The following is a 19,445-nucleotide window of genomic DNA, read 5'->3' on the forward strand; positions in this document are numbered from 1 at the left end:
AACAAATGTTAAAATCATAATAATCGTTATATAAATATTAAGAATTATGAATGTATATTTGTATTTTAAACAATTCCACAATTTTTATGTCTTCATTAGTATCGGGTTTTTCTAAGTTAAACAAACAGGAAAAGATTAATTGGTTGGTCGCTAATTTTTTAAAAGAGAATGTAAACGCAAATGAAATTTTAAGTTTGTACTGGAACACAGATAAACAATTACAACAATTACATGATGATTTTATAGAGAATACAGTATCAAACTATTACATGCCTTTTGGAATTGCTCCCAATTTTGTGATTAACAACAAAGTATATACAATTCCTATGGCTATAGAAGAAAGTTCTGTAGTAGCTGCAGCCTCTTTAGTTGCTAAATTTTGGTCTGATAAAGGAGGTTTTAAAGCAAAAGTGATAAATACCGAAAAGGTTGGTCAGGTGCATTTTATGTTTGAGGGAGATAAACATACTTTACAAGATTATTTTATTGTTAAGAAACAGGAGCTAATTTTAGTAACTGATAATATTACCAAGAATATGCGCAAGCGTGGTGGTGGTATTTTAGAGATTGAATTGCGTGATAAGACTCTAGAACTGGAAAATTACTATCAATTACACGTAACTTTTGAGACTAAAGATTCTATGGGAGCTAATTTTATTAACTCATGTTTAGAAACTATTGCAAAAGAATTTAAAAAAGATGGAATTAATATTGTAATGAGCATTCTATCTAATTACGTTCCTAATTGTTTGGTAAAAGCAGAGGTAAGTTGCTCGGTAGATAAATTACATCCTACTAATGGAAAATTGTTTGCAGATAAAATGGTTCAGGCTGTTGCTATTGCTAATGTAGAACCACACAGAGCAGTTACTCACAATAAAGGAATTATGAATGGTATTGATGCAGTTGTAATTGCTACCGGTAATGATTTTAGAGCCATTGAAGCCGGAGTACATGCTTATGCGGCAAAATCTGGTACCTATAAAAGTTTAACTTCTTGTAAAGTAGAAAACGAAATATTTACATTTTCTATAGAGGTTCCCTTAGCATTGGGAACTGTTGGAGGTTTAACAAGTACACACCCGTTGTCTAAATTGTCCTTAGAAATGTTAGACAATCCTAACGCAAAAGAATTAATGCAAATTATAGCAGTGGCAGGTTTGGCTCAGAATTATGCAGCTTTAAGAGCTTTAACTACCACAGGAATTCAGGAAGGACATATGAAAATGCATTTGGTGAATATTTTAAATCAGCTAGAAGCAAACGAGCAAGAAAAAGAAGAAGTTACCAAACAGTTAATAGGAAAAGTAGTGAGTTATAGTGGAGTTGCAGAAACGCTTAAAAAAATTAGAGCTTAATGGATACTTATTATAGCAATGGTAAATTATTAATATCTGGAGAGTATTTAGTTTTAGATGGTGCGGTTTCTTTAGCTCTACCTACTAAGTTTGGACAATCTTTACAAGTTACCCAAACAAGTAATGTAAACATAAGCTGGAAAAGTTATAATGTAGAAAAGCAATGTTGGTTTACTGCTACTTTTGATTTAAAAAAGTTTAAAATCATGAATTGTTCATCTGTAGAAACAGATGCAGAAAAAGTAGCAACTACTTTGCAAGCAATTTTAAGTACAGCTCAAGAATTGAATCCTAATTTTTTGCAAAATTCTAAAGGAGTAGCTGTAAGCACGTCTTTAACATTTCCTAACAAGTGGGGATTGGGAACATCATCAACCTTAATAAATAGTATTGCTACTTGGGCAAAAGTGAACCCTTTTGAGTTATTAGAAAAGTCTTTTGGAGGAAGTGGTTACGATATTGCTTGTGCAAGATATAATACACCTATTGCCTATCAAAGAAATGGAATTGATCCCATAATTACTCAGGTTGATTTTAATCCTAATTTTAAAGATCAGTTGTTTTTTGTATACTTAAATCAAAAACAAGACAGCAAAGAAGGGATTAAAATGTATAAATCTTTAGAAGTTGATAAATCTAGTTATATTGAACAACTAAATAAATTAACGGAAAGTTTAATAAAGGCTAAGGAGCTAATAGAGTTCGAAAAGATTATTACCAAACATGAAAACGTTCTTTCACAAATTTTAAAGATAAAACCTGTAAAAGAACGTTTGTTTTCTAATTATAAAGGAGCTATAAAAAGCTTAGGAGCTTGGGGTGGTGATTTTGTATTGGTTACAGGAAAAGAAGCTTACGTAAAAGAGTATTTTTCCCATAAAAATTACAATACCATTATAGCTTATAAGAATATGATTTTAGATTAATATTTGTCTAAATCTATATCGTCTAAGTTTTCAAAATCACTAAACTCATCGTAGTCGTTGTCAAAATCATCATCGTCAAGATCAAAACTATCTTTAGATTTTTCTGCCACAAATTCTTTTTCGGGAGCTTGATCTGGAGTTTCTCCAATAGATAAAACTAAGTTAGGAATTGCAGAAAAAGTAGTTTTGGTAACCTCAATCAACTCACAGTAAAATGTCCACATATTCATGTAGTCATATAAGTAAATTAGTTTTTCTTCTGGATCTTCAATGTTTTGCTCCAAAGTAGTTGTAGCCATGCATAGCGCATCGGGTGCATCATCCATAGAGCATAAAGGAATTTCTTCTCCTTGGTTCCACTCATCATCAGCTCTAAAAAAAGAAGCCATTTCTTGTCCGTTAAAACCAAACACTTCAGCAATTAACTTGTGAAAGTCTTCTAACGTACTTTTAGAATCTACTAATAAAGTTCTAATTACATCTTCTTTGGTGTCTAAAACGACTCTTATTTTGTATATCATCAAATAGGTACTTTAATACGGCAAAAATAGTTATAAAAGTCAATAAATACTTAATTTTACAGGAATTAAAAAACAAACAATGGATTTAGAAAATGCGATTGCAAAATTAAATCAAATAAGTGAAAACACACTAATGGATACGCTTGGTATTGTGTACACAGAAGTGGGAGAAGATTACCTTGTAGGAACCATGCCGGTAAATGAAAGAGTGCATCAGCCTTTAGGGATTTTACACGGAGGTGCTACTGCTGCTTTGGCAGAGAGTGTAGGAAGTGCAGCTTCTTATTTGTTTGTAGATAACCAGAAATATATTGTAAAGGGGATTGAAATTTCTGCCAATCATATTAGAAGTAAAACAAAGGGAGTGGTAACAGCCAAAGCAACTTTAATTCACAGAGGAAATACTATGCATTTATGGCAAGTTGCTGTTACCGATGAAAGAGGGAAGTTAATTTCTATGTGTAAAATGACCAATATTTTATTACCTAAGTAAGTTTTAAGTTTGAATATATTAGAAAAAATTAAAATTGCCGAGCAAGAAGGAACTCCTTTTGTTGCTTATAAAAGTCCAAATGTAAGTGATCTTACTTTTATAGGGCAAAACACGGATGAATTGTATTTGTTTACTGATTTTTCTGATAGCGGTTATGTGTTTGCCCCGTTTGACAATAATGAAGATGCTTATATTTTAAAACCAGATATTGTTTGTGTTCAAAAAATAGAATCAACTCCCGTTTTTAAGGATAAAGTTGACTTAAATAGTAATGTTGATGAGAATACGCAAATAAGTCATCAACAAAAGGTAACAGCTGCTGTAAATACGATAAAAACAACAGGTTTATCTAAAATAGTGATTTCTAGAAAAGAAGACTTATTAATTGATGATTTTGATACAATTAGAATTTTTAACAACTTATTAAATAGCTACATCAATGCCTATGTGTATTTGTGGTACCATCCAAAAGTAGGTATGTGGATGGGAGCAACTCCAGAAACTTTGTTAAATGTGGAAAAAGGTTTTTTTAAAACTATGTCTTTAGCGGGAACACAAGCATATAAAGGAGATTTACACCCTAAATGGGGAGCTAAAGAGTTAGAGGAACAGCAAATGGTATCTGATTTTATAAAACAAAATTTAAAAAATACGGTAAATGATTTGTGCTTTTCTGAAGTGAAAACAGTAAAAGCTGGAACATTATTACATTTAAAAACAAAAGTAACAGGTGCACTAAAAAAGGATAAGGATTTAGAGAAAATAATAAAATTATTACATCCTACACCAGCTGTTTGTGGCTTGCCTAAAGAAGATAGTAAGACTTATATATTAGAGAATGAAGGATATCATAGATCCTTTTATACAGGATACCTAGGAGTTCTTAATATGAACAAAAAAACATCTTTGTTTGTAAACTTAAGATGCTTTTCTATTAAAAATAATAAGGTTTGTTTGTATGTGGGAGGTGGAATAACTAAAGATAGTAATCCTGAAAAAGAATGGTTAGAAACTGTTGCAAAAAGCAAGACAATTAAAAATGTGCTTATTTAGTTTTTTTAATTCTTTCTAATAATTTTTTCTTAAAATTAACTTCAGCATCTTTTAATTTTAAAATTTGCTTGTAACTTAATACGGTTGTTAGGTCTTGATTTAACTGTTGTTTTCTTTTATGAAAAGAATTTTCAAAGCTGTCTATTTTTAATACTAATTTTTTGGCTTCTACTTCAGAAACAGTTTTAAAGTCTATTTTTTTTTGTAATGTATTTCTTTCTTTGTTAAAAGAATACATTTCATTTTTTCCTTTGTTATAAACTGGCCAAAACTTTTCTGCTTGTTCAGAAGTTAGAGATAATTGATCTGTTAAAAAGCTAATTCTAGCAGCAGCAATTTTTTGAGCATATGTTTTTTGCTTTTCCTGACTGAAAGAGTTAGAACTAACAAAAAATAAAAATAATATAAGGGTAATGTTTTTAATCATAATTAAAAGTCTATAATTTCGTACTCGCTTAATTCTAAAGATAACTGATCTACCGTAGGGTTAAGGTCATTAAGGTTAGAATACAAAAAGGAAAGATCACTATCTTCTGTATTGCTTAAAATTTCATTAATGTCAATGCTTTCCTCTATGGCTAAATAATTAATAATATCTGTATTGTTTAGCTCGTCGTAATTGTTTGTATTGTCTGGTTTAAATACAAAAAAACCAAATGCTATAGCAGCGGCTGTTGCAATATAAGGTGTTAATAATCTTATTTTAGATTTTGGCTTTTTAACACTAAAGGATTCAAAATAGTTTTTGGGAATAGAATATCCTGTTTTTGTGGGTAATGATTCTTGAAGTTGTTGCAATACTATTTTCTCCGAAAGATTATCAAAATAATTTTCAGGAGTTTTAAAAGGATTTTTCTGACGAGTTATCTCTTTTAAAAATTGTTCGCTATGTTGGTTTTCTTTATTCATGTTAAACCTTAGATGTTTTTTTATAGAAAAGGTTTAATAATTTTTAATATAACTTTCTATTTTTTTTACAGCATGATGGTATGATGCTTTTAAAGCCCCTACTGAAGTGTCTAATATTTCTGACATTTCTTCATATTTTAGTTCATCAAAATACTTCATGTTAAAAACTAATTGTTGTTTGTGTGGAAGCTCTGCAATTGCTTTTTGTAAAATTATTTGGATGGTATCTCCATCAAACAATTCATCATCTTGTAAACTAGATCTAAGTTCTTTTTGATATTCTTCTATTGGAACATTAGATTTTTTTGCATTCTTGTTTAAGAACGTAATTGCTTCGTTAGTTGCAATCCTATACATCCAAGAAAATAGTTTGCTTTCTTCTTTAAATCCTCCTATGTTTTTATACACTTTAATAAAAGTGTTTTGTAAAACGTCATCAGTATCATCGTGATTAATCACAATTTTACGAATGTGCCAATACAAACGTTCTTTATAAAGTCTAACCAATTCGTCAAAAGCTTTAGAAGCGGTTTTCGAATTTTTAAGATTTGCAATAAGTTGTTCTTCGTTTATCAAACTAAATTTAGCATTTATCTGTTTTACGTGTAAAAACGTAAACGCACGAATATACAAAAGTTTTTGTGGAGTTAGGAGTGTTTAATAGGTAAGGATACACATTTTGTGTTGATTGTTTTCTTTTTATATGTTTTTTATTTCTTGATTAGGATTCGTTAATTTTAATCTACTTTAACAAAAATAAAAACCAAAAAAGGGAGTGCTATATTTTGTTTTAGCAATTCCCTTTTTTGGTGCTTTTTAGCGTATATATTAATTGTTTGTTATTTTTTATAACCAAACAATCCTTTAAATTTTATGGTTTCTGCAATTCCTTCTGGTAACATAGCTTCCCAACCTTTTTCGTTGGTTCTAATTTTTTTGAACACATCAGGAGCTTGAATTTTCATGTGCTCTATTCTATAGTTTGTAATGTCTATTATTTTATGCGAAGTTTTAAAATAAGCATATAGTTCTTTAACTCTATGGTTTAATTTTAAATTATTACTATCAATAATAGTATTGTCAGCATCATCTAAAATAGGGTGTAAGTATATTTTTAAGTTATGAGAAAATAATTTTCCTACACCTTCTAAAATACTACCTTTTAAATTGTGATAATATTTAATATCAAAAATATTCATAATACTATCAGCCCCCATAGCAAAACCAATTTGTTCGTTGGTAAATTCTCCAAAATATTCTACCAATTTATAGTATTCCTGAAAATTAGTAATCATTACTATTTGTCCTAAAGAACAAAGTAAATCTGCTCGGTCTAAAAAGTCACGCTCATTAATTTCACCTTCATTTTTTAAGTTCGAAAGTGTAATTTCAAAAATAGTTCTTGTTCTGTTTTGATCAACTCTTTTGTCTGCAAAAAACAACTTTTGAGACTCTTCATACAAATCCATATTTACTTTAGTAACAGGTCTAAACCTACCACGTAAGGCCAATATATTTTTCTTGTATAATTCTTGTGCAGGTAATAAATTCTTACCGCTGTCGTTAAACATAACAGCATTGGTCATTCCGTTTTTTACCAATTGCAAACTCATTAATCTATTGTCTACATAGGTAAAACGTGGTCCCGAAAAATTAATCATGTCAATTTCAATCTCGTCAATTTCAATATTGTCGTACAAAGAACTAATTAAGTCTTTAGGATTGTCATTGTGATAAAAGGCACCATAAATTAAATTCACTCCCAATCTACCTAAGGTTTCTTGCTGTAAAGTAGCATCGGTTTGTTTAAAACGTAAGTGTAAAACAATTTCATTATGTTGCTCGTGTGGCGATAACTGAAAATGAATACCTACCCATCCATGACCTTTAAATTGCTTGGCAAAATCTATAGTAGCAACTGTATTTGCGTAACTAAAATACATTTTGTCTGGGTGTTTATGACGATTTAATCGACTTTCAATCAGTTGTATTTCGTGACGTAACATTTTTTTTAAACGGCTTTCAGTCACATATCTTTTGTCATCTTCAATTCCGTAAATAGCATCAGAAAAGTCCTTGTCATAAGCACTCATGGCTTTTGCAATCGTTCCAGAAGATCCACCAGCTCTAAAAAAATGACGAACAGTTTCTTGTCCAGCTCCTATTTCCGAAAAAGTTCCGTAAATATTTTTGTTAAGATTTATTTTTAGTGCTTTTGTTTTACTAGTTAGGATGTTCTCTACCAGGATATCTCCTTTATGTGATACTGCCATGTTAATTATTTCTGTGTTACAAATCAAATATACCAAATTTACACTTCTAAGTAGCTGTGTTTTCGTATTTTTGAAATAAGATTTTAAACCATGAAAGTTACTTTTTTAGGAACAGGAACTTCGCAAGGAGTTCCCATGTTATTATCAGACGAACCGGTTAATTTCTCTACAGATTTTAAAGACAAAAGAATGCGTTCTTCTGTATTAATAGAGTGGGAGGGGTTTTCTTGTTTGGTAGATTGTGGAGCGGATTTTAGAATGCAAATGCTAAATAACAAGGTAACAACTATTGATGCTATTTTGTTTACCCACGAACATTCTGATCACATAGCAGGATTAGATGATATTAGGCCTTATTGCTATAAAAAAGGACCGATGCCTGTTTTTGCTATGCAACGAGTTATGGAAAGTTTATACAAAAGATATGAATATATTTTTACTACTGAAAATAGGTATCCTGGAGCAGCAGCTGTAATTCCTACTGTTATTGATGAAAGCATTTTTGTGTTAGGAAATAAAGATATTATACCAATAAAAGTAAACCATGGAAATTTACCTATACTAGGATATAGAGTTGAAAATTTTGCTTACCTAACGGATGTAAAAACCTTAGATGCTTCAGAGGTTTTAAAACTTAAAAATCTAGAGGTTTTGGTGATCAATGCTTTAAGAATAGAGGAGCATCCTACGCATTTAAATTTGGATGAAGCTTTGGCTTTGGTAAATGTCTTAAGGCCAAAAAAAGTATATTTTACACATATAAGCCACCGCTTAGGATTTCATAAAGAAGTTAGTGAACAATTGCCTGAGAATGTTTTTTTAGCTTATGATGGTTTAGAAATAAAATTGTAAAAGATATTTTTTATCTTTCCTTATAATAATCAACTAAAAATCTAAACGATGACTAACAAAATTTTACTAATAGTATTATCTATTTTATTACCACCATTAGCAGTATATTTAAAAAGAGGAGCAGACAAACATTTAATTATTAATATTGTTTTGTGTTTTGTTTTCTTTTTACCAGCTATTGTACATTCTTTGTGGATTGTAACTCAAGACTAAAAAAAAGGAGTGCATCAATGCACTCCTTTTTTTATTATAACTTTTCTGTAATCCAATTTTTAAAATCGTAAAAATTGGTAGGATGTATTCCGTGTCCTACAGGATATTCTTTGTATGTATATTTTACACCTAAAGAATTTAGTAATTCTGGAGCTTTTTTCGCCCAATCAAGAGGGATTACTTGGTCTGCTGTTCCATGAGATATAAAATAATCGACTTTGTTTATTTGGGCTTTTTCTAGTAGAAAATCGTGATTAAAGTAACCACTTAAAGCAACTACATATTGAACTTTTTCCGGAAAAGTAAAAGAAAACGCATAGCTTAAAATGGCTCCTTGACTAAAGCCAGTCATAAATACTTTAGATGTATCTACATTGTATTTTTTAATTACTTCATCAATAAAAATATTTAGTTTTTGAACGGACTCTTTTCCTTCATCAGGATCCGAAAACTTATTTTCATCAGCATCAAAAGTAATGCTGTACCAAGCATAGCCACCAAAAGGTAAAGCTGTAGGTGCTTGTACGCTAACAATTAAGGCTTGTTTAGGTAATTCGTTAGCAAACGAAAATAAATCGTCCATGTTACTACCATAACCGTGAATTAGTAAAATTAAGGGAGCTTTTTCTGTGTTAGTTAAAGGTTCTCTAACTATATATTCTAAAGATAAATCTGTCATTAAGCTAAGGTTAAAATGCTATTGTTATAAGAACCGTATACTTTTCCGGTAGTTTCTTTTCCAATATAGGCACTGTTTTTAGAGGTTGATAAAATGGCTTCTTTGGTAAAAATTTGTGTTCCTTTGGTAGTAAATAAACTAAGATTGGCTTTTTCTCCAACTTTAATAGTAGAGATTTCTAATCCAAAAATAGAAAGTGGAGTTGTGGTAATTTTATCAATTAAAATATCTAAGCCTAAAATGTTTTGTAGACTAATAAATAGACTTTCTAATCCAGTAGTTCCGTCAAAAGCATTGCTAAATTCTAGTTTTTTATTTTCAATATCAATAGGGTCGTGATCCGAAGTAATAAAGTCGATAGTTCCGTCTTTTATTCCCTCTAGTAAAGCATCAATATCTTTTTGTGTTCTTAGGGGTGGGGCAATTTTGAAATTGGCATCAAAAGCGTGTAGTTCGTCATCTGTAATGGTTAAATGATCTGCACTTACACTGCAGGTAACTTGTAGTCCTTTGCTTTTGGCTTCTTTTATTAAAACTACAGATTTTGCCGTACTAATGGTCGGAATGTGTAATCTTCCTCCTGTATATTCCAGTAAAAATAAATCTCTACTTACTTGTAACTCTTCTGCCAAGGCAGGAGTTCCTTTTAAGCCTAAATGAGTACTATTTACACCTTCGTTAACCACACCGTCTCCTGCAATGTTGCAATTGTTAGGGTAGCTCATAACCAAACCGTTAAAACTTTGTGTGTATTGTAAAGCTATTTTTATAAGGTTGGCATTTTTTGTTCCTTTTTTATAATCGTTAAAAGCAATAGCACCTGCTTGTTGCATGTCATACAATTCGGCAATGTCTTGTCCTTTGCTTTCTTTGGTTAAACTACCAATAGGATGAATATTAACTCCAGTTCCAACAGATTTTGTTTTTAAAAAGTTTACAATAGATTTAGAATCAGTAAATGGATAACAGTTAGAATTTAATCCTACTTGTGTAAATCCACTTTTGGCAGCAACTTCTATTCCGTGGGTAATGGTTTCTCTGTCTTCGTATCCAGGTTCTCCAAAACTTACACTTGCATCAAACCAACCATTAGATATGGTTAAATTATCAAGTTTAATTTCTTGGCAATTGCTTGGACAAGTAATGTTTGGTGCTATGTTAGAAATATGACCATTTTCAATTAAAACATCTAGATTTTTAAGATGATGTTCACTTTTAGAGTCAAAAATAGTAGCCGATTTTAATAAAATATTCATGCTATAAAATAATTCAAGGTAGTTGAAAAAAGATGTGTTGTGTTCCTAGAACTGGGAAAATAAACAATTGTACTCGGTTGAGTTGAACTGTAATTCGCAAAAAGTAGTTTAGCGTTTCTTGTCATTGTTTAAAGATTAATCAAAGATACGCAAACAAAAATTAACTGCAATAATTTTCTAGAATGCCTTTTGCATATTTACTAGCAACTTTTTTAGTAAAAACAGGAAAATCAATAGGAGCACTATGGTCTGCTTTGTCTGATATAATTCTGATAATATTAAAAGGAATGTTATATTCATAACAAACTTGAGCTACAGCAGCCCCTTCCATTTCTACACATTGCAAATTAGGAATGTTGTTTTTTATATTATTAAAACTAACAGCATCACTTACAAATTCATCACCACTAGCAATAATTCCTTTTACAATTTTAGGTGATTGAATTCCAAATTCTTCTGCTTCTTTTTTAGGAATGTGTTTAAAATAAGAGGTTTGAAAATGTGTTACAGAGTTAAAGAGAGAAACGTTAGAATTGGTTTCTATATATGTTTTGTTTAACAAAGGAATTTCTAGTTTGGAAAATAGGGGAGAAGCATCCATGTCGTGTTGAACCAATGAGGTTCCGTATACAATATCTCCAATATTTAATTCCTGATTTATAGCACCCGCAACTCCCGTAAAAATTATTTCAGAGGGGTGAAAACTACTAATTAATTGAGTTGTGGTAATGGCGGCTGCTACTTTTCCCCATTTAGAAAATACAATTACTACGTTTTTATGATGGAGGGTCCCTGTGTAATACTCACGATTTCCTAAAACAGTTGTTTTTTTGTTTTTTAAAATCAATAAAAGTTCAGCCAATTCATCGTGCATAGCACTAATAATTCCGATCATATTACTGAAGTTTCAATTTTACCATCTCGCATGGTTAATTTTCTATCGGCCATGTCTGCTAATTTTTCGTTGTGAGTAACAATTACAAAAGTTTGATCAAACTTATCTCTTAATTCAAAAAACAAGTCGTGTAAGTTATTCGCACTTTCGGTATCTAAATTACCACTAGGTTCATCGGCAAAAACAATGGCAGGCTGATTAATTAACGCTCTAGCTACAGCTACGCGTTGTTGCTCTCCACCAGATAATTGGTTGGGTTTATTGTTGGCCTTGTTTTTAATTCCTAAAAAATCTAACAACTCTAACGCTCTTTTGTGCGTTGTGTCATTTTTTTTGTTACCAATATAAGCAGGAATACAAATGTTTTCAATAGCTGTAAATTCTGGCAATAATTGATGAAATTGAAATACAAAACCAATGTGTTGATTTCTAAATTCAGAAATTTTCTTATCCTTTAAGTTAACAGGATTGATATTGTTAATAATGAGTTCACTGTTTAAAGCATTGTTAGGTTTGTCTAACGTACTTAAAATTTGTAAAAGTGTTGTTTTTCCTGCACCGGATGGTCCAACAATAGCAACTACTTCTCCTTTTTTAATATGTAAATCAATTCCCTTTAAAACTTGGGTATTGTGAAATGTTTTCTGAATGTTTTTGGCAATTATCATATAGGTAAATAGTATCAAAACGAAAGTACTAAAAAAGATACGATTCTCGCTTTTTTGTTAAATACTTATTTTTTCGTAAAAAAAAGATATGAATAAGACTATTAGTGAAACGTTATTTATATTTTTGGAAAACATTATATATTTTAAGAATAGAGTTTTATGAATTTACACGAATTTCAAGGAAAAGAAATTTTAAAAAGTTTTGGAGTAAAAGTACCTATGGAACTTGTTGCTGCAACACCAGAAGAAGCATTAGAGGCTGCAAATAAGATTCATGCAGAAAAAGGATGTACAGTTTTTGCTGTTAAAGCACAAATACACGCAGGTGGACGTGGTAAAGGAGGTGGTGTAAAAATCGCTAAATCTATCGAAGAAGTTAAAATGTATGCTGAACAAATTTTAGGTATGATGTTGGTAACTCCTCAAACTTCGGCAGAAGGAAAAGAGGTACACCAAGTATTAGTTGCTGAGAATGTTTATTACGATGGACCTTCTAAACCAGAAGAGTACTATATGTCTGTTTTGTTAAACAGAGCTACAGGTAAAAACATGATTATGTATTCTCCAGAAGGAGGTATGGATATTGAGGCAGTTGCTGAAGCGACTCCTGAATTAATTTTTACAGAAGAAATTGATCCAGGAACAGGAATCTTACCTTTTCAAGCACGTAAAATTGCTTTTAATTTAGGATTGTCTGGAGCAGCATTTAAAGATATGACCAAGTTTGCAATGGCTTTGTACAAAGCTTACGAAGGTTCAGATGCGTCTTTATTTGAAATCAACCCAGTTTTTAAAACTGCTGATGATCAAATTTTAGCTGTAGATGCAAAAGTTTCTTTAGATGAAAACGCTTTATATCGTCACAAAGATTATATAGAATACAGAGATATTAAAGAAGAGCATCCAACAGAAGTGGAAGCTAAAGCTGCAGGTTTAAACTATGTAGCCTTAGATGGAAATGTAGGATGTATGGTAAACGGAGCTGGTTTGGCAATGGGAACTATGGATTTAATTAAGCAAGCAGGTGGAGAACCAGCTAACTTTTTAGATGTTGGTGGAACTGCAGATGCAGAAAGAGTAGAAATTGCTTTTGGAATTATTTTAAAAGATCCTAAAGTAAAAGCTATTTTAGTAAATATTTTTGGAGGTATTGTTCGTTGTGACCGTGTGGCACAGGGAGTTGTAGATGCTTACAAAAATATGGGAGACAAAATAAATGTGCCTATTATTGTACGTTTACAAGGAACAAATGCTGTAGAAGCAAAAGCTTTAATTGATGCTGAAGAAGGGTTGAATGTAATTTCGGCTACAGAATTTCAAGAAGCTGCTGAAAAAGTACAAGAGGTATTGGCTTAGTTATTAAGGAATACAAGATATATTAAAAAAGGCTCTGTTTTAAACAGAGCCTTTTTTTTGTTACTTTTTTAATATTTCTAGTATCTCATCAGGATCTAACCTGGTAGTGTAGTCTTCGGGTACAAATGCATATAGAATAATTCCAGTTGTATCTACAATAAAAGTTGCAGGCATAGGAAGTTCATAATCATCGTTACCGTTGTGTTGCTTTATATCAAGATTAAAAGAATTGTAGATGTTTTTAATTTCATCAGATAATTGAAAAACTAAATTTAATTCTTTTGCATATTTATTGTTATAATCTGTTAACACATCAAACTCTAAATTGTTTTTTTCAGAAGTTGTTAAAGAGTTGTCTGGAGTTTCTGGTGTAATGGCAACCAAGTTAGTTCCTAATTCTTTTAACTTAGGCAAAATATTATTTAAGGCTTTTAATTCTAAATTACAATAAGGACACCATCCACCTCTGTAGAAAGAAATAACTGCTTTTCCTTTTGATAATATTTCTGATAAATGAACGGTAGTACCATTGCTATTCGGTAGTTTAAAATCTGTAATTTTATCTCCCTTTTTAGGAGTGTTGTTAGAGATGTTTTTGTCTATCAAATCTTGAGTAGCTTTGCTCATTTTTGCATAAATTTCTTGAGGAATTTTAGAGGCACTTTCTTGTTTTTTATTTGCTAATTGTTCTGTTAAATTCATGTTGATTAAATTTTATAATAGATAAGTCGAAACAATCTTTAGACCTATCAAAATAGTGAACTTAATTTGGTTTGCTACAAATAAAAAAACTCAGCTGTTATGGCTGAGTTTTTGGTTTATATATCGTCAAAATTTACTTCTGTAAAATCGGCAGTTGCCATAGGGGCATTTTCATTAAGATTTTCAGACTCTTCATCTTCTTTTTTAAAGTCTTTTTGGTGTCTTTCACTAATCACTTCTAAACCTTTTTCACCAATAATAAAATCAGTAGCTTGTTTTAGTTGTTCATGAAACTCAACAAAATCTTCTTTGTATAAGTAGATTTTATGTTTCTGATAATGAAAACTACCATCGTCATGTGTAAACTTTTTACTTTCGGTAATTGTTAGGTAATAGTCACCTGCTTTGGTAGATCTAACGTCAAAAAAATAGGTTCTTCTTCCAGCTCTTAGGATTTGAGAAAAAATTTCTTCTTGCCCTTCTCTTTCTTTCATTTTTTGTTGATTACTGTTATCTACTCAAATATATAAAAATAATTATTTTACAGTAAATTATTCTATTTCTTTTTCTTCTAACTGTTGTTTGTAAATTTCTTGATAAATTCCAGTAGTAGTAACCAATTCCGAATGAGTTCCTTGTTGAGAAATTTTACCATCATCTAGCACAATAACTTTGTCTGCATGTTGTGCTGCACTTATACGGTGACTTACAATTATTGTGGTGTTGTTTGCACTAATTGATTTTAAATTTTGTAATATCTTTTCTTCTGTTTCTGTGTCTACAGCAGACAAACAATCATCAAAAATGTATATTTGAGGTTGCTTTATAATGGCTCTAGCAATAGAAACACGTTGTTTTTGTCCTCCAGATAGGGTAACTCCTCTTTCTCCTAAAACAGTGTTGTATTTTTTATTAAAGCCTATAATATTATCGTGTACAACGGCTTTTTTAGCCGCTTCTTCTATTTCTTGTTGTGTGGCATCTTCTTTACCAAAACGAATGTTATTGGCTAAGGTGTCAGAAAATAAGAAAGGATCTTGTGGTACAAAACCTATGTGGTTTCTTAAATTGTATAAATTGTGATTTTTAATAGGAGTATCATCAATTAAAACGGTTCCTGTTGTGGTATCGTACAATCTACTTACTAGGTTTAGAATACTGGATTTTCCAGATCCTGTTTTACCTAAAATAGCTAAGGTTTCTCCAGGTTCTACAGTAAAACTAATGTCTTTTAAAGCGGTAATATTTGTGTCATCATATGTTAGAGATACGTTTTTAAAATGTATAGCTCCATTAATAGGTATAATAGTTTCTGTAGGGTTGGTGATTTCGGGTTCTTGATTTAAAAATTCGTTGATTCTTTTCTGTGAAGCTTCTGCTTGCTGAATGGTAGAGGTTACCCAACCTACTATGGCAACAGGCCAAGTTAGCATATTTGTATACATTATAAATTCTGCAATAACACCAATACTAATATGTCCTTTTATGTATTGCATTCCACCCACATATAATACTATTAGGTTGGAGGTACCTATTAATAAAATCATTAAAGGAAAAAAGAAGGCTTGAATTTTAAACAATTCAATATTCTTGTTTTTATTTTCTTCTGCAATGTCTAAAAAGTCTTTTTTGGTAATTTCTTCTATTGCATAAGATTTTATCACATTCATACCCGAGAAAATTTCTTGAGTATACGTAGTTAGTTTAGATAGTTGTTGTTGAACCACAGTACTTTTTAAGTGTATGTGTTTGCTTAAAACAAAAATAGAAACCGATAAGAGTGGGAAAGGAAGTAACGTGTATAAGGTAAGTTTTATATCTATTTGCACCATTTTATAAATGGCAACAGAAAACATAACTAACATATTTATAGTGTACATAATTGCAGGTCCTACATACATACGTACTTTACCTACATCTTCACTAATACGGTTCATTAAATCTCCCGTTCTGTTTTTCTTATAAAAGTTTAAACTCAAACGTTGGTATTGTTCGTAGACCTTGTTTTTTAAATCAAACTCTACCAATCTAGAGGTTACAATAATGGTTTGTCTCATTAAAAAAGTAAAAAAACCAGATAAAAAAGCAAGTCCAATAATTAATAAAATATTAAATAGAAGTTCTTCTTTAACCATATCTAGATCTGTAACAATTCCTTTTTGGTAATCGCTTGCAGCATTAATGGAGTTTTTAACAATTTCAGGAACCTTTACAGCCAAATATCTTGAAGCTATAGAGATTAAAATTCCTAATAAAAGTCTGAATCTATATTTATAGAAAAATTGGTTGATGTATTTTAATTCTTTCATGGAAAGGGGAGATGCCTATTTGTATTCACGAAGATAGTAGAATTTATTTTTTTTAACTTACAAAAAAAGCCATATTAATTAATATGGCTTTTAGGGGTGTGTTTGTTTTGGAGTTATACTTTTATAATTTTTTGTTGGTAACTTGTTTGGTCATTACTAACATTAATGTAATATATTCCTGGTTTTAAAAACGAAGTATTTACTAAATATGAGTTATTGGTTACAATAATTTCTTTTATTAAAATTCCTACAGAAGTATAAATTTTTAGAACACTATTTATACTATTATTAATATGTAAACTGTTTGTTACAGGATTTGGAAAAACTTTAATAGTATTGTTGTTTTGATTAAATGTTACCGTTTCTAGCTGTTTTTGTATACTAGTAATATTTACGTTACCACAAGTAAAGATAGAATCGCTGTTGTAAAATGTTTTACCATTGTTTTTTTGCTTGGTAAAACCAGTAGCAGTAATGTTAGAAATATTATTTAACGTATAGTTATTTCTTTTATGAACAGCAACAATTGCAGGTCCTACATATGTTGGTATACTTGTAATGTGTTGTCCATTTTCATCTACATTAAGCAAGGAGTTGTTGTAAAGAGAACATGGAATGTATTTAAAATGCTTGTCTTTTAGTTGAGCTTTGGTCCCGTAAATGGCAGATATATTTTTAAATACAGAATTTGAAGAAAAAGAACCTGTTATTTCATTTCCATTATTATCATAAGCTTTACCTTTTTTTCCTGTGGCAGGATTGTAAACTTTGCTACTAAATCCACTTTCTATTCTTAAAGCAAATCCACTAGAGTTTGATTTGATATTTCTAATATCTACAAAGCCATGATCCAGTCTATGAGGAGATAACATTACTGTAGCATTTCCGTTTCGCCCACTAATATTTCTGGCAATAATATTATGTATCAAAATTTGTCCTGCTTCATTTTCTCTGTAATGTGGTTCAAGTCTTAAAACAACTCCACCTTCTCCCCAAAGGTTTTTAAAAAGAATGTTTGTTCCTGCATGCATTTGTACCAGACCATATCCATATGCTGATTTTAAAGAGGTAATATTTTTAACCACTCCTTGTCTAGACCTGTAAAACGTATTATTTGTTTTAGAATTTGTAATCCCAATAACAGGTAATCTAGTGTAGTTATCATAAACTTTAATACCAGAGATTAAAAAATTCTCAACTCTAGCACAAGTTATAAACTTAGAGCTATTGTAGTTTGATAGATTAAAATTAACAGTAAATTTGTCATTGCTATTATTGCTATCACAAGTTATACTAACATTTTTTGTGTGTTTGGTGTCATTGTCTTTACCAAATACAAACATGGTAATGTTTTTATTTGGATCTGGAACAGGTCCTAGTATCAATGTAGCATTTTTATTCACTTTTATGTGAACATTTGACTTCATAATAATATTGTCAAAATAATATTTTCCGGCAGGTATTTTTATAATTCCACCTTTTTTATTGTTAGAAGTTAGGTTGCTAACTTGGTTAATTAAGTTCTGAAGTTTATTACTGTCTTGATTTCCAGAATTGTCATTAGGATTGTCAACAATAAGGGTTTTAATAATTCCAGTAGTATTAACATTTTTGTAGTATCTATTTTCATCATCTATAGCTAAATTAGATTGAGAAAAAAAGTTTACGCTATACAGCATAAAACAGAATAATAGTTTTTTTAACATAATTTGTTTTTTTGGTTAATAAAGGTTTAAAATTATATTTAAGTGATTTGTTATTGTGTTATCTGTGTTTTTTTAATGTGTTTTTTAGTAAATAAATAATTAATTACTTGTTTGTTTATGGCTTATGAGTTTTTGAAGTGTGTTTGTTAGTAATTAAATTTTATTTTTAGAGATGTTTTTTTTTAAACGTAATCTTTTCACATAACTTAATTAAGTAGTACTTTTGTACATTCAAAAACATTAAGTTCTTTCAAATGATTAACAGAAGACATATTCGTGTAAAGGTGATGCAATCAGTTTATGCGATAACCCACTCTAAGAGTGATAATATTGTTAAAGAAGAAAAATTCTTAAGACAAAGTATTGATAAAATGTACGATTTATATGTACTGTCTTTAGACATGATTGTAAGAGTTAATCAATTAGCAGCAACCACTCAAAATGCTGCTAAGAAAAAATACTTGGTTACTGCCGAGGAATTAAATCCCAATAGAAAATTTATTAAAAACAAAGTAATTAACACTTTAAGTGAAAGTGTTTCCTTACAAAGTTACATAGAAGAAAATCAGTTAAACAACTGGTATTTAGATGATAAATATGTAACAAATATTTATACAGAACTATTAGCTAGTGATTTGTATAAAGAATATATGGCAGAAGAAGAGATTTCTTATAAGGCTGATGTGAAATTTGTAGTAAAGTTTTTTGCACAATTGATAGCTCCAAACGAAAAGTTAGCTGAATATTTTGAAGGAGAAAATATTAGTTGGGCAGATGATATTCCATTTGTAAATACATGGGTTGTAAAAACAATTCAAGAATTAAAAGCAAATGATACTTTTGTATTGGGTAGACTTTATAAAAATAGCGATGATGAAGCGTATGCATCAGACTTGTTTAAGAAAACTGTACTAAACTTACCTCAATTTGAAGAAGAGGTTATAGATAAAACACCTAACTGGGAAACAGATAGAATTGCAGATTTAGACATGATTTTAATTAAAATGGCTATTTGTGAATTTTTAAAATTTCCATCAATTCCGGTAAAGGCAACTATAAACGAATATTTAGAAATTGCCAAAGATTATTCTACAGAAAAAAGTAGCGTATTTATTAACGGAGTTTTAGATAAAATTTGGAAAGATTTTGAAGCTACAAACCGATTGAATAAAATTGGAAGAGGAATGTTATAAAATCAATTTTATAGATTGATTTTATAGTGTTTTATTATATTTGAAACTGCAATAAATTGTATAAAATAAAAACAAAATAAATT

At 30.2% G+C, this 19,445-nt stretch carries 21 protein-coding genes; 8 read left to right on the forward strand and 13 right to left on the reverse strand.

The window, feature by feature from the left end:
• Positions 1-86: 86 nt before the first annotated feature.
• A complete protein-coding gene (locus FHR24_RS12925) occupies positions 87-1,358 on the forward strand; it encodes a hydroxymethylglutaryl-CoA reductase, degradative (protein ID WP_167189560.1) in 1,272 nt (423 codons plus the stop codon).
• The gene (locus FHR24_RS12930) at positions 1,358-2,284 is read left to right on the forward strand and encodes a GYDIA family GHMP kinase (RefSeq protein WP_167189564.1); all 927 of its coding nucleotides are present in this window, start codon (positions 1,358-1,360) and stop codon (positions 2,282-2,284) included. The genes FHR24_RS12925 and FHR24_RS12930 overlap by 1 nt, the downstream gene beginning before the upstream one ends.
• Here FHR24_RS12930 and FHR24_RS12935 read toward each other — a convergent pair.
• Positions 2,281-2,805, reverse strand: coding sequence for an IS1096 element passenger TnpR family protein (locus FHR24_RS12935; protein ID WP_208412355.1), 525 nt, complete (start codon positions 2,803-2,805; stop codon positions 2,281-2,283). The genes FHR24_RS12930 and FHR24_RS12935 overlap by 4 nt on opposite strands.
• 79 nt (positions 2,806-2,884) lie before the next feature.
• On the opposite strand from FHR24_RS12935, the gene FHR24_RS12940 reads away from it, so the two are divergent.
• A complete protein-coding gene (locus FHR24_RS12940; protein WP_167189567.1) occupies positions 2,885-3,298 on the forward strand; it encodes a PaaI family thioesterase in 414 nt (137 codons plus the stop codon).
• A gap of 9 nt (positions 3,299-3,307) precedes the next feature.
• Positions 3,308-4,351 carry an isochorismate synthase gene (locus FHR24_RS12945; protein WP_208412356.1) on the forward strand — a complete coding sequence of 348 codons (1,044 nt, stop codon included), beginning with the start codon at positions 3,308-3,310 and terminating at the stop codon, positions 4,349-4,351.
• On the opposite strand, the gene FHR24_RS12950 is transcribed toward FHR24_RS12945, so the two are convergent.
• From FHR24_RS12950 to FHR24_RS12965, 4 genes are all read right to left on the reverse strand, one after another.
• Entirely contained in the window at positions 4,344-4,778 is a 435-nt protein-coding gene (locus tag FHR24_RS12950; protein WP_167189570.1) for a hypothetical protein, read from the reverse strand. The genes FHR24_RS12945 and FHR24_RS12950 overlap by 8 nt on opposite strands.
• Before the next feature lie 2 nt (positions 4,779-4,780).
• Positions 4,781-5,260, reverse strand: coding sequence for a hypothetical protein (locus FHR24_RS12955; protein ID WP_167189574.1), 480 nt, complete (start codon positions 5,258-5,260; stop codon positions 4,781-4,783).
• Positions 5,261-5,293: 33 nt separating this feature from the next.
• The gene (locus FHR24_RS12960) at positions 5,294-5,836 is read right to left on the reverse strand and encodes an RNA polymerase sigma factor (protein ID WP_167189797.1); all 543 of its coding nucleotides are present in this window, start codon (positions 5,834-5,836) and stop codon (positions 5,294-5,296) included.
• A gap of 263 nt (positions 5,837-6,099) precedes the next feature.
• A complete protein-coding gene (locus FHR24_RS12965) occupies positions 6,100-7,533 on the reverse strand; it encodes a TonB-dependent receptor (RefSeq protein ID WP_167189577.1) in 1,434 nt (477 codons plus the stop codon).
• Between the two features lie 90 nt (positions 7,534-7,623).
• Here FHR24_RS12965 and FHR24_RS12970 point away from each other — a divergent pair, with 90 nt between their 5' ends.
• Positions 7,624-8,385, forward strand: coding sequence for an MBL fold metallo-hydrolase (locus FHR24_RS12970; RefSeq protein ID WP_167189579.1), 762 nt, complete (start codon positions 7,624-7,626; stop codon positions 8,383-8,385).
• Positions 8,386-8,433: 48 nt separating this feature from the next.
• Complete coding sequence (locus FHR24_RS12975; RefSeq protein ID WP_167189582.1) at positions 8,434-8,598, forward strand: YqaE/Pmp3 family membrane protein; 165 nt, start codon at positions 8,434-8,436, stop codon at positions 8,596-8,598.
• A gap of 34 nt (positions 8,599-8,632) precedes the next feature.
• Here the strand turns inward: FHR24_RS12975 and FHR24_RS12980 are convergent, their stop codons facing one another.
• The 4 genes from FHR24_RS12980 to FHR24_RS12995 form a co-directional block, all read right to left on the reverse strand.
• The gene (locus tag FHR24_RS12980) at positions 8,633-9,277 is read right to left on the reverse strand and encodes an alpha/beta hydrolase (RefSeq protein ID WP_167189585.1); all 645 of its coding nucleotides are present in this window, start codon (positions 9,275-9,277) and stop codon (positions 8,633-8,635) included.
• Positions 9,277-10,533 (reverse strand): dihydroorotase, encoded by a 1,257-nt coding sequence (locus FHR24_RS12985; protein WP_167189588.1) that lies wholly within the window; start codon positions 10,531-10,533, stop codon positions 9,277-9,279. Before FHR24_RS12985 ends, FHR24_RS12980 begins: the two co-directional genes overlap by 1 nt.
• A gap of 160 nt (positions 10,534-10,693) precedes the next feature.
• Positions 10,694-11,428 (reverse strand): 5'-methylthioadenosine/adenosylhomocysteine nucleosidase, encoded by a 735-nt coding sequence (locus FHR24_RS12990; RefSeq protein ID WP_167189591.1) that lies wholly within the window; start codon positions 11,426-11,428, stop codon positions 10,694-10,696.
• Positions 11,425-12,096: an ABC transporter ATP-binding protein gene (locus FHR24_RS12995; protein ID WP_167189594.1), complete on the reverse strand. Its 672-nt coding sequence runs from the start codon at positions 12,094-12,096 to the stop codon at positions 11,425-11,427. The genes FHR24_RS12990 and FHR24_RS12995 overlap by 4 nt, the downstream gene beginning before the upstream one ends.
• Before the next feature lie 159 nt (positions 12,097-12,255).
• On the opposite strand from FHR24_RS12995, the gene sucC reads away from it, so the two are divergent.
• Complete coding sequence (gene sucC, locus FHR24_RS13000; protein WP_167189597.1) at positions 12,256-13,452, forward strand: ADP-forming succinate--CoA ligase subunit beta; 1,197 nt, start codon at positions 12,256-12,258, stop codon at positions 13,450-13,452.
• Between the two features lie 60 nt (positions 13,453-13,512).
• Here sucC and FHR24_RS13005 read toward each other — a convergent pair whose 3' ends face one another.
• The 4 genes from FHR24_RS13005 to FHR24_RS13020 form a co-directional block, all read right to left on the reverse strand.
• On the reverse strand, positions 13,513-14,154 hold the full coding sequence (locus tag FHR24_RS13005) for a peroxiredoxin-like family protein (protein WP_167189600.1): 642 nt from the start codon (positions 14,152-14,154) through the stop codon (positions 13,513-13,515).
• A gap of 116 nt (positions 14,155-14,270) precedes the next feature.
• Positions 14,271-14,648: a PUR family DNA/RNA-binding protein gene (locus FHR24_RS13010; protein WP_167189603.1), complete on the reverse strand. Its 378-nt coding sequence runs from the start codon at positions 14,646-14,648 to the stop codon at positions 14,271-14,273.
• Between the two features lie 57 nt (positions 14,649-14,705).
• A complete protein-coding gene (locus tag FHR24_RS13015) occupies positions 14,706-16,463 on the reverse strand; it encodes an ABC transporter ATP-binding protein (RefSeq protein ID WP_167189606.1) in 1,758 nt (585 codons plus the stop codon).
• A gap of 113 nt (positions 16,464-16,576) precedes the next feature.
• Positions 16,577-18,169 (reverse strand): T9SS type A sorting domain-containing protein, encoded by a 1,593-nt coding sequence (locus FHR24_RS13020; protein ID WP_167189610.1) that lies wholly within the window; start codon positions 18,167-18,169, stop codon positions 16,577-16,579.
• A gap of 254 nt (positions 18,170-18,423) precedes the next feature.
• Between FHR24_RS13020 and FHR24_RS13025 the strand changes: the two genes are divergently transcribed.
• Complete coding sequence (locus FHR24_RS13025) at positions 18,424-19,362, forward strand: transcription antitermination protein NusB (RefSeq protein ID WP_167189614.1); 939 nt, start codon at positions 18,424-18,426, stop codon at positions 19,360-19,362.
• Positions 19,363-19,445 lie beyond the last annotated feature (83 nt).

It is taken from the genome of Wenyingzhuangia heitensis (genome assembly GCF_011762155.1).
GTDB classification, from domain to species: domain Bacteria; phylum Bacteroidota; class Bacteroidia; order Flavobacteriales; family Flavobacteriaceae; genus Wenyingzhuangia; species Wenyingzhuangia heitensis.

Bases quoted from the DNA above. Each gene is read 5' to 3' on its own strand.
- FHR24_RS12925 (WP_167189560.1), top strand. From the start codon at position 87: ATGTCTTCATTAGTATCGGGTTTTTCTAAGTTAAACAAACAGGAAAAG.
- FHR24_RS12930 (WP_167189564.1), top strand. From the start codon at position 1,358: ATGGATACTTATTATAGCAATGGTAAATTATTAATATCTGGAGAGTAT.
- FHR24_RS12935 (WP_208412355.1), bottom strand. From the start codon at position 2,805: ATGATATACAAAATAAGAGTCGTTTTAGACACCAAAGAAGATGTAATT.
- FHR24_RS12940 (WP_167189567.1), top strand. From the start codon at position 2,885: ATGGATTTAGAAAATGCGATTGCAAAATTAAATCAAATAAGTGAAAAC.
- FHR24_RS12950 (WP_167189570.1), bottom strand. From the start codon at position 4,778: ATGATTAAAAACATTACCCTTATATTATTTTTATTTTTTGTTAGTTCT.
- FHR24_RS12955 (WP_167189574.1), bottom strand. From the start codon at position 5,260: ATGAATAAAGAAAACCAACATAGCGAACAATTTTTAAAAGAGATAACT.
- FHR24_RS12965 (WP_167189577.1), bottom strand. From the start codon at position 7,533: ATGGCAGTATCACATAAAGGAGATATCCTGGTAGAGAACATCCTAACT.
- FHR24_RS12970 (WP_167189579.1), top strand. From the start codon at position 7,624: ATGAAAGTTACTTTTTTAGGAACAGGAACTTCGCAAGGAGTTCCCATG.
- FHR24_RS12975 (WP_167189582.1), top strand. From the start codon at position 8,434: ATGACTAACAAAATTTTACTAATAGTATTATCTATTTTATTACCACCA.
- FHR24_RS12980 (WP_167189585.1), bottom strand. From the start codon at position 9,277: ATGACAGATTTATCTTTAGAATATATAGTTAGAGAACCTTTAACTAAC.
- FHR24_RS12985 (WP_167189588.1), bottom strand. From the start codon at position 10,533: ATGAATATTTTATTAAAATCGGCTACTATTTTTGACTCTAAAAGTGAA.
- FHR24_RS12990 (WP_167189591.1), bottom strand. From the start codon at position 11,428: ATGATCGGAATTATTAGTGCTATGCACGATGAATTGGCTGAACTTTTA.
- FHR24_RS12995 (WP_167189594.1), bottom strand. From the start codon at position 12,096: ATGATAATTGCCAAAAACATTCAGAAAACATTTCACAATACCCAAGTT.
- sucC (WP_167189597.1), top strand. From the start codon at position 12,256: ATGAATTTACACGAATTTCAAGGAAAAGAAATTTTAAAAAGTTTTGGA.
- FHR24_RS13005 (WP_167189600.1), bottom strand. From the start codon at position 14,154: ATGAATTTAACAGAACAATTAGCAAATAAAAAACAAGAAAGTGCCTCT.
- FHR24_RS13010 (WP_167189603.1), bottom strand. From the start codon at position 14,648: ATGAAAGAAAGAGAAGGGCAAGAAGAAATTTTTTCTCAAATCCTAAGA.
- FHR24_RS13015 (WP_167189606.1), bottom strand. From the start codon at position 16,463: ATGAAAGAATTAAAATACATCAACCAATTTTTCTATAAATATAGATTC.
- FHR24_RS13020 (WP_167189610.1), bottom strand. From the start codon at position 18,169: ATGTTAAAAAAACTATTATTCTGTTTTATGCTGTATAGCGTAAACTTT.
- FHR24_RS13025 (WP_167189614.1), top strand. From the start codon at position 18,424: ATGATTAACAGAAGACATATTCGTGTAAAGGTGATGCAATCAGTTTAT.